At 40.6% G+C, this 12,948-nt stretch carries 8 protein-coding genes; all 8 read left to right on the forward strand.

What is annotated here, in order from left to right; genetic code table 11:
• Window positions 1–236 precede the first annotated feature (236 nt).
• The 8 genes from ED557_01240 to ED557_01275 all read left to right on the forward strand — a co-directional run bounded on the left by ED557_01240 (window position 237) and on the right by ED557_01275 (window position 12,942).
• A complete protein-coding gene (locus ED557_01240; protein RNC85428.1) occupies window positions 237–1,142 on the forward strand; it encodes a hypothetical protein in 906 nt (301 codons plus the stop codon).
• A 5-nt stretch (window positions 1,143–1,147) separates the two neighbouring features.
• The gene (locus ED557_01245; GenBank protein RNC85429.1) at window positions 1,148–3,514 is read left to right on the forward strand and encodes a T9SS C-terminal target domain-containing protein; all 2,367 of its coding nucleotides are present in this window, start codon (window positions 1,148–1,150) and stop codon (window positions 3,512–3,514) included.
• A gap of 155 nt (window positions 3,515–3,669) precedes the next feature.
• Complete coding sequence (gene mtaB, locus ED557_01250; protein ID RNC85430.1) at window positions 3,670–5,004, forward strand: tRNA (N(6)-L-threonylcarbamoyladenosine(37)-C(2))-methylthiotransferase MtaB; 1,335 nt, start codon at window positions 3,670–3,672, stop codon at window positions 5,002–5,004.
• Complete coding sequence (locus tag ED557_01255) at window positions 5,004–5,813, forward strand: uracil-DNA glycosylase (protein RNC85431.1); 810 nt, start codon at window positions 5,004–5,006, stop codon at window positions 5,811–5,813. Before mtaB ends, ED557_01255 begins: the two co-directional genes overlap by 1 nt.
• Window positions 5,814–5,905: 92 nt before the next feature.
• Window positions 5,906–7,426, forward strand: coding sequence for a replicative DNA helicase (gene dnaB, locus ED557_01260; protein RNC85432.1), 1,521 nt, complete (start codon window positions 5,906–5,908; stop codon window positions 7,424–7,426).
• Window positions 7,371–8,690 carry a M28 family peptidase gene (locus ED557_01265; GenBank protein RNC85433.1) on the forward strand — a complete coding sequence of 440 codons (1,320 nt, stop codon included), beginning with the start codon at window positions 7,371–7,373 and terminating at the stop codon, window positions 8,688–8,690. Before dnaB ends, ED557_01265 begins: the two co-directional genes overlap by 56 nt.
• A 185-nt stretch (window positions 8,691–8,875) precedes the next feature.
• Window positions 8,876–10,909, forward strand: coding sequence for a methionine--tRNA ligase (locus ED557_01270; protein ID RNC85434.1), 2,034 nt, complete (start codon window positions 8,876–8,878; stop codon window positions 10,907–10,909).
• 2 nt (window positions 10,910–10,911) lie between these two features.
• Entirely contained in the window at window positions 10,912–12,942 is a 2,031-nt protein-coding gene (locus ED557_01275) for a pullulanase (protein RNC85435.1), read from the forward strand.
• The last annotated feature ends 6 nt before the right edge of the window (window positions 12,943–12,948 follow it).

A 12,948-nucleotide genomic window follows, 5' to 3' on the forward strand; every position in this document is an offset into this window, starting at 1 on the left:
CCCTTAAGTTATGTATAGATATTTTTAAGGGAGTATTTAGAGTCATTCTGAGGCCTGTCCGCCGTAAACTCTAGAAGGCGGACTACAGCCGAAGAATCTAAACGGATGGGTTTACCCAGTTAGATCCTGCAGGTATGCTCAGGATGACGAATGAGAATTATCATTGATAAAAACCAACAGCTAGCCTTTCTTTTTTGTTTGTTATTTAGTACTGTAAACCTAACCACTTAGATGTCATGAAGAGAAATAAAACTTACCTATCCTACTCGGTTGCTGCATTCCTTTTTTTGCTTTCTGGCTGTGATATATTTAAAAACTCACCAGAAGATGATATTAGCCCAGGAATAATTAACTATAAAATAGTAGATGCCGAAGCTGATTGGGCACCAGAAGATGAACGAATTGCTTATACCCATTTTGACAGTGGAGGGGTATGGAATCTATACATAATAAATTCGGACGGTACAGAAAACAGATTTTTCCATACTGGAAATGCCTATAAACCTGTTTGGAGTCCGGATGGAAACTGGATCGCCTTTAAACAATTCGGGCAGATATTAAAAAAAAATGTACAGTCTGATTCCCTGGTACAGGTCACCAATTCCCCTGGTAATAATCATTCCCACAGCTGGAGCCCGGATGGCAGATACATTGCCTTTACAAAATCTGTAGCTTCGGAAAATATGCGTTCAGGAGTTTGGATTACCGATGAAGAAGGGGAAGAAACATTTATTGTTCATGGTGTAGATCCACAATGGATAAGCAATGAAGACATACTATACAGAACTTCTTTACGGGATGAAGGTGGAAACTTATTGGCAAGTGTCTTAACAAGCATTAATATCTATAGCCTCACCCGAACTGAAATTGCTTTTTTTGAAAACTATAATCTTGGCAGCTACTTACAACATTGCCGTGCAACCAATCAATTCTTGTTTAACGGGGTATCTGAGAATGCCATTTTAAGCAGCTTCATTCTCAACCTGGATACTAAAAACATTGAAGTACTTAAAGAATACTCAGAAGATGCTAACTGGTCTGCCGATTGCAAATCCATTGTATACACTAATAATGATCCAGAGAATGGCTTCCTTTGGATTGTCGATGGTCAGGGAAAAACTACCCAGCTAACCAATAATTAAACGTCATGAAAAAACTATCCCTACTTTTAGGTGTATTTATGCTCTTCTCACACCTAATTTATGCACAAAACACTAAATATAATGTAGTAGTATATGTTCAACCTGATTCTTTGGAACTTCCGAATGATAGGAATGAGATAAGCAATGTTTCAGACTTAGCAAGGTCTTCAAAAGGCTTGTACACCCGGCTTTCAGCTTTAAACATGAATAAAATCTCAAAAACTTTTTCCGAATTTTCTTCTAGGGATACTGTGGAGATTACTCCCGATGGTAGGAAGATCAAAAGAATGGATTTATCGAGAGTATTTACCTTGTCCTTTAATTCTGAAAAGAAAGCATTAGAAGCAATAGAAGCTCTCTCAGGTGCTAAGGGGGTTCTTTTCGCTGAACCAGACTGGGGAATTACTCCGAGTACAATAATTGAGATGCCAAATGATGATGAAGTTCCTGATCAATGGCATTTAAATAATACTGGCCAAAATGGTGGTACAGTAGATGCTGACATTGACGCATTTGAAGCATGGCAAGAATATGACGGAGATGGAACAGTTAAAGTCGCCATCATTGATACGGGTATTGATGATAATCAAATTGACTTGTCGGGCAAGACAACAGGAGATGATCCTCCGAATAGTGCTTTTAGTAACTGTAGGCTGATATATTCACATGGAACACATATAGGGGGGTTAGTTGGTGCAAAAATTGGAGCAGGAGCCGTACGAGGGGTAAACAGTAATGCCCAACTGATTTCAAAGAATATTTACAATGAATCATGCAACCCGGTTAGTTCTATCGGAGCCAGCGGAATTTTTAACAAGATTATCCAGGCAAAAAATGAAGGTGCAAGTGTCATTAATTTTAGCTCAAACTCTAGTGGCCCCATCACATTATTGAATGAAGCATTTGCCTATTCATATAAGTATGGGTTAATCAATGTGAATTCAATGGGCAATATAGGCCCTGGAGAAAACCAAAATTCTTCAAGCCCGGAGTACCCGGCAGCCTCTTTTGGTCATGCGTTAATACAGGTGGGTTCAACGGATAGATCTGATATAATATCAAATTTCTCAAGGACTGGAGCTCATATTGATTTGGTTGCTCCGGGTGAAGACATTTTGTCTACTTGGACCTTTTCAAACCTGGATGATCCTGTTATACAATCCGGAACCTCACAGGCAGCGCGCATTGTTTCTGGTGCCGCAGCCCTCCTTTTTGAATATGGGTACCAGGAAATCCCAAAGTACTTATTTAACGATGATATTCAACAACTTCTAAAAATAAGTGCCGATAAAGTTGAGGGGATGGATGGAAGTAATTTTACTCCTGAATATGGATACGGCAGGTTGAATATCAAAAATGCCATTGATCAACTACAATCGCCTTATATATTAAATCATCATACAGCTACAGGTGGGACTACTTATTCCTCCACAGGTTATTACTCACATGTTTTCTACGGTGTACCTGGACTAGCAGACGGCCCCTACTTAGTTAGACGTTATGAAGTACGGAAAAATATTTCTTTTTCATATATGAGTGAAGCTCATGTTTGGGGAAGAGGAGTTGCCTCAAATGGTTGGACACTCTCTAATCCTAATTACGGAATTGGATATACTGATGTAATAAATGTTACAAATACTTCAGCTACACTTAGATCATATGTTTATTTCGTAAAATCAATTGATGGAATTTCGACAATAGGTTGGGTTCCGCAACATCCTTCTAATGTATCATTTGGTTACACCGTGCATGGAATTCAAGGAACTCCCCCTGCTCCGGCACCTAGTGTTACTGTTAACGGACCAACTAATCTATTTCAGGGAACTACCGGAACATTTACTGCAAATATTGCTTCTGGTACTGGAACACCTCCCTTTAGCTATACTTGGTACCATAAAAATGATAATTCAACCTATTGGTCTCAAGTGTTTGGAGTTACGGGTAATACCTATGTTCATACTGCAGGTGCTCCAAATGGAGGACGAGTAAAAGTAGTTGTAAATGATGCTGCTTCTAAATCAGATGAGGACGAACATTATTTCACAATTATAGGAGGTTTTGGAGGAGAAATCGTAGATAAGAAATCACTTCCTGAAGAATTTGACTTACTCAATAATTACCCTAACCCATTTAATCCTAGTACTGAAATAACCTATGCACTCCCTGAACAATCAGAGATTGAAATATCAGTTTATAATGTAATGGGCCAAAAAATATCTACTTTAATTAACGCACAACAGAACGCCGGTTTCCATACTGTTACTTTTGATGGAAATAATTTAGCCAATGGTTTGTACATAGCAAGATTGACTGTTCAATCAAGGGGTAATAGAGCGATTGTTAAAGAAATTAAGATGCAATTAATTAAATGACAGCACAGTAGCATTAATGCTAAAATGTTTATCAGCACTATCCAACGATAAGGCTGTCTCGATGAGACGGCCTTTTTTGATGCTCAGGATGACGAATGAGAATTATCATCAAAGCTAAGCTCGCTTAACCATCTATATCTCCTTATCTTTGCCCGATGAAAAAAGTAGCATTTGAAACATTAGGGTGTAAGCTCAACTTCTCTGAAACTTCTTCTATGCGGAGGGATTTTGAGAATGATGGGTACGAGCTTGGGAATTTCCAGGATAAGGCCGATATCTATGTGATAAATACCTGCTCGGTTACTATGGATGCAAATAGCGCCTGCCGGAAAACCGTACGCCAGGCCCTTAAGCGAAATCCAAATGCCTTTGTGGCGGTTGTTGGATGCTATGCCCAGTTAGAACCTGATGAAATCGCCGAGATTGACGGTGTGGATGTGGTATTAGGTGCCAAAGATAAGTTCCACTTACTTGATCTCTTCGATGAGTTCGTGAAGCAGGAGAAGACACTCATTTATAAATCGGATGTGAACGAGGCAGTAGACTTCCACCATGCTTTCTCCTCCGATGATCGTACCAGGGCCTTCCTTAAAGTTCAGGATGGCTGCAATTATAAATGTTCTTTCTGCACCATTCCCCTGGCTCGAGGAGCAAGCAGAAGCCCAAAAATATCTACAGTAGTGCGGAATGCTCAATTACTGGTTGAGGAAGGCTTCAAAGAAATTATCATAACTGGTGTAAACTCTGGGGATTTCGGATACGATACTGATGAAGACTTCTTCCAATTGCTCCAAGCATTGGATAAGATAGACGGCATCGAACGCCTAAGGGTCTCCTCTATTGAGCCCAATCTTCTGCACGAAGAAATTATCCACTTCGCTTCAGAATCAACCAAATTACAGCCCCACTTCCATATTCCATTACAAAGTGGCTCGGATGAGATGCTGAAAACCATGCGGCGAAGATACCGCACCGATCTATACAGAGGCCGAGTGGAGTTGATTAAAAAGCTAATGCCTGATGCCTGTATTGGTGTGGATGTGATTACGGGTCACCCAGGAGAAACCGAGGCTTTGTTCCAGGAATCCTTCGATTTCATTGATTCCCTGGATGTTTCCTACCTGCATGTATTCACATATTCTGAGCGACCAAACACCTATGCCCTTTCACTTTCACCAGTAACCCCAAAACAGGAACGAAAAAAGAGAACGCATCTTCTCAGAAGGCTTTCAGCTAAAAAGAGATTTCACTTCGATGCTAACTTTGAAGGGCAAACTCGTCCGGTTCTTTTTGAAGAAGCTGAGAAAGAGGGTCTGATCTTTGGATGGAGTGATAATTATGTTCGAATTGCTCTCCCCTTTAATCCTCGTTTAGTAAATACTATCCAGGACATCACTTTTGATAGCTACGCTCATGATGGATACTATTTGGGACAGCTAAATGAAGCTGTTCTCGAAGAAGAAAAAGCAATTGCTGAGATTATTGGTTAATGGCTGATCATAATCCCAAAGATATCATTGAACGAACCCAGCGTTTCCTGAAACAGCAGCGGGAAATTTTTGGCGATTTCAATGTGGATAGCTCTTTGATAACTCCAGAAAACTCAAATACTGATTTTGAGAACAACAAAGAACAACAGTCAGAAACTTTAGCCAATGAAGAACAAGTACTTACTGACCTCAGCCCTCCTGTAGCCCTCGACACAAGCCTGAGCCAGCAGGACTTAATTGCTAATTGTTCCACTTTAGAAGAATTAAGAGCCTTATGTGAAACAGCAGAAGAACTTCGAACAGATTTAGAAAATACCAACTTGGTTTTTGGAGTTGGAAACCCTGATGCCGATCTCATGATTGTTGGTGAAGCTCCCGGAATGAATGAAGACCTACAAGGGGAACCATTTGTTGGAAAAGCCGGTCAACTCCTTGATAAGATCATGGGAGCCATAGACTTTAAGCGCTCCGATATCTATATCGCTAATATTTTAAAGCACCGGCCTCCGAATAATAGGGATCCCAAACCTGAAGAAAGACAGCGCAGTCTCCCCTATTTACTCCGACAAATTGAGATCGTAAATCCTAAGCTCATTTTATGTGTCGGAAGAATATCAGCTACCACACTTTTAGGAAAAGATCTTTCACTAAAACAGATGAGACAAAAGTATCACGCCTTTCTTGAACGAGAATTGATGGTAACCTATCACCCGGCTGCGCTTCTTAGAAATCCTCAATGGAAGCGACCGACCTGGGAAGACGTGCAAATGCTTCGTGCCAGATATACTGAGCTGGGCGGCAAATCTTGAGTATGTTAATAACTTGTGGAAACCTTGTTGAAAAGAAAGCCTCTTTTCATGTTCATTTATGCATACTTTCAACTGATTTTAAGAGGTAATTAGTGGCAAAAAAGAACGGAACATCATTCAAAGATCAACAGAAAGTACTAGAACAGGAAGGCAGAGTCCCACCTCAGGCAGTTGAAGTTGAAGAAGCAGTATTAGGAGCAATGCTCATTGAACATGGCGCTGCTACTATTGCATTACAAATGCTTAAAGCCGATGACTTCTACAAACCAGCCAACCGCCATATCTACGAAACATTATCCCAGCTTTACGAACGGGATAATCCATTAGATTTACTTACTGTTGAAAATGAACTTCGCGATAAGGGATTACTAGATACTGTAGGTGGACTTACCTATCTGTCTGATTTAACTCGTTCAGTAAGTTCTGCGGCTAATATTGAGTATCATGCCCAAATAATTACTGAAAAAGCAATTAAGAGAAACCTGATCCTCGCCTCTACTGATGTGATCAAAGAGTCTTATGATTCTACTACCGATGCCTATGATGTATTAGATGAAGCGGAACAAAAGATCTTCGATCTGGCCAACCAAAAAAGCCGAAGTACTGCTAAACCTGTAGCGGATATTCTTAAAGATACCCTAGCCTATCTCGAAGATATGCGAGGCAAAAAATATGGGATTACAGGTGTTCCTTCTGGTTTATCGGTAGATCAAATGACAGCTGGATGGCAAAACGGAGATTTGATAATCATTGCTGCCCGACCATCTATGGGTAAAACGGCTTTTGTACTTACTGCAGCCAGAAATGCAGCAATGCATCCCGATGAGAATCTCCGCGCCCCTGTGGCCATTTTTTCTCTTGAGATGTCCAATCAGTCGCTTGTACAACGTTTGCTAACCATGGAAGCTCGTGTACGTGCTGATGAAGCGCGTAAAGGAACCTTAAACGACGATAGTTTTAAAAGCCTTATTGAGGCTGCCGGACGCCTTTTTACCGCTGACTTATTCATTGACGATACTCCCGCAATTACTCTGATGGAACTTCGCACCAAATGCCGAAGACTTAAAACAGAGCATGACATTGGGTTGGTTGTTGTCGATTACCTTCAATTGATGCAAGGCTCTGCAAAGGATAGCGGAAGCCGTGAACAAGAAATTGCCTCCATCTCTCGAGGTCTTAAGTCACTCGCAAAAGAACTGGATGTACCTGTGATCGCTCTTTCCCAGCTAAGTCGTGCTGTGGAGCAACGCGGGGGTGATAAACGACCACAGCTTAGTGATTTACGGGAATCAGGTTCAATCGAGCAAGATGCAGATGTGGTCATGTTTTTATATCGTCCTGAATACTATGGGATCACCACCACAGCTGAAGGACAATCAACAGCAGGTTTGGCTGAGGTAATTATCGGAAAGCAAAGAAATGGTCCGGTTGGAAGTAAGATGCAATACTTTGTGAAGGATTATGCCCGTTTTGAGAATCTATCCTCAGCCGCAGACAATCCAAGTTTACCTGGCGGCGTTTCACAGGATATGCTTGAAGCAAACTTCACTCCTACTGATGCTCCTATCTTACCACATAACCCAGCTCCTGATGACGAAGACGCTCCTTTTTAGTCTTTTAGTCCTTTTTGCTTCTATTGATTTAAGAGCTCAGGTTCTGCCCTATGCCAAGGAAGTTGTCAAAAGTCTCAGTTCCGAAGATTTTCATGGACGGGGTTATGTTCATGATGGAGATAAAATAGCCGCAGATTTCATTAGAAATGAATTCCGGCGGTTTGGGCTAAAGTCTTTTACGAATGACTATTACCAAACATTCTCTATTCCGATTAACACCTTTCCGGGAGCCATTGAGCTAATTGTAGATGGTGATACTCTTTCACCAGGAGTGGATTTCCTTGTAAACTATTGGTCCCCCTCTATTCAGGGTGAATTTCATGCGTTTCATGCTTCCAACTTTGATCTTAGTTCCTTAGGCTCGTTGAGAGGAGTTCTCAGAGATTCAAGAGGGAAAGTTTTGGTATTAAATCAAGATGATGAAGAAAGAAAAAGAGAGATTTCGGAAGAATCTGAATCATTAATTAAAGAAGCGAAAGACTTTTTAAGATTTCACCCACAAAACTCTGTTTCTGCTACCCTTTTTATTGAGAATGAGTTGTCTGGATGGAACAACTCTACCAGGCAGTTGGGCAAACCTTCAATTGTTGTAGTTGATAGTATCCTCAAAAAAATGATTGAAAGAGTCGAATTTAATATTGAAGCAGAGTTTATCGAAAATTATACCACCCAAAATGTAATCGGGTACCTTGATGGAGAGAACAATGATTCGACAATTGTAATCATCGCTCATTACGATCATTTCGGAAGAATGGGTACTGCTTTATTTCCTGGAGCAAACGATAATGCAAGTGGTACAGCCATGATGTTAAGTCTTGCTCGTCACTTTTCCGAGAATACCCCAAAATATCGGACAGTCTTTATCGCTTTCGGTGCGGAAGAAATTGGTCTTATTGGCTCCAAATACTTCGTTCAGAACCCATTATTTGATCTTACTTCTATTAAGTTTCTGATGAATTTTGATTTGGCGGGTACAGGAGATGAGGGTATTCAGGTAGTAAACGGATCTGTTTATCGAAAGCAATTCGATCGTTTAAGAAACATCAACAATGAATTTGAATTACTTCCTCAGGTTAAAATAAGAGGTGCCGCCTGCAATAGTGATCATTGTGCATTTGATGAGGTAAATGTTCCCGGATTTTATATTTATACCCTTGGAGGTATCAGAGCTTATCATGATGTATTTGATCGATATGAAACCCTACCCTTCACTGAGTTTGAGGATTATCACCAGCTAATGGTGAGGTTTTTGGAAGGAATGTGATACCTAACCACCAACCTCTCTGTCATTCTGAGGCTACTGCCGAAGAATCTAAACGGGTGGGTTTACCCGACTAGATCCTTCGCAGGTATGCTCAGGATGACTAGGAACAAAAAAACCCTTAACACTGCGATAATTCTCTTTGCCTTTGTTTATCTTGGCCGATTATCAAGCTTCTAACTATTCGGATGGCAGAGAAGAAAAGAATTTTAGTTACATCAGCACTTCCTTACGCGAACGGGCCTTTACACCTTGGACATATTGCAGGGGCTTATTTAACCGCTGACTTATATGTGCGCTTTAAGCGCCTGGTTGGCGATGATATCGTGTTTATTTGCGGCTCTGATGAACATGGAGTACCTATCACCATTGCTGCAGAAAAAGAGGGCATCTCGCCCCAGGATATTGTTGACAGATACCATGAAGCTAATAAGAAGGTATTTGAAGAATTTGGGATCTCCTTCGATTACTATGGTCGAACCAGTTCGAAAGTGCATCATCAAACTTCTCAGGAGATCTTTTCACATTTACATGAGAAGGGGTTTTTCAAGAAGAAAACTGAGCAACAACTTTATGATCCTAAATCGGATATGTTTCTCCCCGATCGCTATGTAAAAGGAACGTGCCCGAATTGCGGATTTGAAGAAGCTTATGGAGACCAGTGCGAGAATTGTGGGACTTCCCTATCTCCTACTGAATTAAAGAACCCGATAAGTGCGCTTAGCGGAGAAGTACCTGAACTGAAAGAAACTGAACATTGGTATATGCCTCTTGGTGATATCCAGCCTAAGTTCGAAAAATGGCTGGATACTCGAGAGAACTGGAAGTCTAATGTTATGGGGCAGGTAAAAAGCTGGCTAGCCGATGGATTAGCTGACCGTGCCGCTACCAGAGATTTGAGTTGGGGAGTTCCGGTTCCACTTAAAGAAGCAGATGGCAAGGTGCTTTATGTGTGGTTTGATGCTCCTATTGGCTATATATCAGCTACAAAGGAATGGGCTGAACAAGAAGGAAAACCGGAAGCATGGAAAGACTACTGGCAAAACCAGGATTGTGAGCTCTACCATTTTATCGGTAAAGATAACATTGTGTTCCACTGCATCATGTTTCCTATCGTACTCATGGAACATGGAGACTACGTACTTCCAAAAAATGTACCTGCCAATGAGTTCTTAAACCTGGAAGGGAAAAAACTCTCTACTTCTCGTGGATGGGCAGTTTGGGTGCATGAGTATATGGAAGATTTTAGCCCTGATTTATTAAGATATGCACTTGGCACTACCCTGCCAGAGAGCAAAGATTCCGATTTTTCGTGGAAAGATTTTCAGGCAAGAGTAAATAATGAGCTGGCAGCCATTTTGGGGAACTTCGTAAATCGGTCTCTTACTTTTACTTCGAAATATGCCGAAAACAACGTGCCAGAATTAGTCTCTCCTACCGAAACGGATCAAAAAGCTCTAGCTGCAATCTTAGAACAAAAGGAGAAGGTTACTTCTGCCTATGAGGCATTCCGATTTAAAGAGGCCATCTTAGAAAGCATGAACTTGGCAAGGATTGGTAATAAGTACTTTACAGAAACAGAACCCTGGAAAACCAGGAACGATAATCCACAGGCATGTGCTAACACTCTGTATGTAAGTCTTCAAATTTGTACCGCATTATCAATTTTAATGGAACCAGTTCTTCCTACCGCAATGAAAAAACTTAGAGATCAACTTGGTTTTAAGGGTGAGGCATCATGGGATTCTATATCTGGTGAGATGTTATCTTCTGGTACAACTATTGAAGTAGGTGAAGTACTATTCACTAAAGTAGAAGACGTTGAAATTGATGCTCAAGTAAAGAAACTGGAAGATAGAGCTGCTGCTAATGACCCTAATCCCAAATTTCCCGTATTAAAGGAGAACATTGAATTTGGCGACTTTATGAAGCTTGATCTAAGAGCCGGCAGAATTCTTAAGGCTGCACCAATTAAAAAGTCAGATAAGCTATTACAGCTAGAGGTTGATCTAGGCCTGGAGAAAAGAACTATAGTTTCTGGTATTGCCAAACATGTTGATTTGGATAATCTGGTAGGCCAAACAGTTTGTGTAGTAGCTAATCTTGCTCCCAAAAAACTCATGGGAGTTGAAAGTCAGGGCATGATTTTAATGGCAGAAGACAGTGAAGGTAATCTCAAGTTTGCGGAAACTGAAGCTGAACCTGGAAGCACTATAACCTGATAATGTCATTAGCCTCTCCTTCATTGCTTACTAAAGAAATAGCTTTTAGTGAATTGCTTCCGGGTTATACAATTCTAGATGAGGGAATTGCATTCAAGGTTTTTGCACCACTGGCTGATGAGGTAAGTATAGAGTTTTTTAACCACTATGAGCAAACCTCAGGTGAAAAGCACCAAATGAATAAGGATGAAACTGGATTTTGGAACTATTTCCATCCAGAGTTCTCAATCATTAACAAGTGGTATGGATATCACCTCCTCTCTAATCAAAGTTCTCCCTATTTCGAAAGAACAGATCAAACCATTGCTGATCCATGGAGTAAACTTGTTACATCCCGGAACCATTATCTGGGATTCTCCAAAACAAAGATAATCCCGGAGCAACACTTTGACTGGGAAGGTGATAATTATATATCTCCTGAGGATCCACGAGACCTCATTATTTACGAAACCCACATAAAAGACCTTGTAGCACATCCATCAGCTAAAACCTATGCTCAGGGCATTTATAATGATTTCCGTGAAGCTAATGTAGGCGGAATTGCACATTTAAAACGAATAGGAGTAAATGCGGTAGAGTTTTTACCACTTCAGAAGTTTGCATACTTCGAACCCCCTTTTAATCAACAGATTGAAGGAGGAATCACCAACTCCTGGAACGCATTCTCAAAAAACTATTGGGGGTATATGACCTCCTTCTTCTTCTCTCCTGAAACGATCTATGCTTCTGATGGCACCTTAGAAGAAAAGGAAGTAATCGGGCGCTATGAAAATGCCATTACTGAGTTGAAAGAGTTAGTTAAAGCTCTTCACAAAGAAGGCATCTCCGTTATAATGGACGTTGTTTATAATCATGCTTCACAATACGACTTAAACCCACTTAGATATACCGCTAAGAATCACTACTTCAGAATTGATGAAGCAGGAAATTACTTAAATGACAGCTGGACGGGGAATGATATAAATACTGCTAATCCCCAAACCCGACAACTCATAATTGAATCTGTTAAGTATTGGATGAAGGAATTCCATATTGATGGCTTCCGATTCGACCTAGCTGGAATTATCGATTGGGAAACCATCGACTTAATCAAAAAAGAAGCAGAACAGATAAACCCAAATGTACTTCTAATTGCAGAACCTTGGGGTGGTGAATATAAGCCCGCTGGCTTTTCTGAACATGGTTGGATAGCATGGAACGACCGAATTAGAAATGGAATAAAAGGATACGATCCGCTTCATCATCGGGGAATTCTTTTTGGGGATTGGAACCATGGTAATTCTCGTTTCGCCGTAGAAAATTTTATCCGTGGTACCCTGGTAAATGGAGAACAAGGTCTGTTTCAACATTCCGGACATTCGCTAAACTATCTTGAAAGCCATGATGGCTACACACTCGGAGATTTTATCCGGATTGCACTTAATCCTGAGAATGCAACCAGGGTGTACCATAAGAAGGCAGCTGCTACACGTTTAACTGATCAGGAATTAGAAGTATCCAAACTAGCGGCTCTTATGCTTTTCACAAGCCAGGGAATTACTATGATGCACGCAGGACAGGAATGGGCGCGTGCAAAAGTAATCTCAGATACTTCAGGAAAAGAAAAGAATACAGGTCTTCTTGATCGTGATAGCTACAACAAAGACAACGAAACGAACTGGCTTAATTTCAACGAAATAAATCTTAATAGCGAACTGTTTGAATACTACCTGGGCTTGATAGAGTTTAGAAAACTCGCTCCAGCCTTAAGAAAAGCATTACCCGAAGAAGTCATTTTCAAGGTGTATGAAGACCCTTTACATTTCACTTTTTCAGTATCTGGTGAATCCACGGATGATCCATTTGATTACTTTATTTCATTGAATACCAATCCTCACAAAAAGCATAGAATTAAGCTTCCGAAAGGTAATTGGCAGCTAATTGTCAATTCAAAAAAAGTTGATTTAGCCACCCCAAAAAGCATACACGATGCATATGTTGTTCCTGCTGCATCGGGTTGTGTACTAAGAAAGTTGCGTGTGAACAACGCTTAAAATATT

Origin of the sequence: Balneola sp. (assembly GCA_003712055.1) — a bacterium.
In the GTDB taxonomy this organism is placed as follows: Bacteria; Bacteroidota; Rhodothermia; order Balneolales; family Balneolaceae; genus RHLJ01.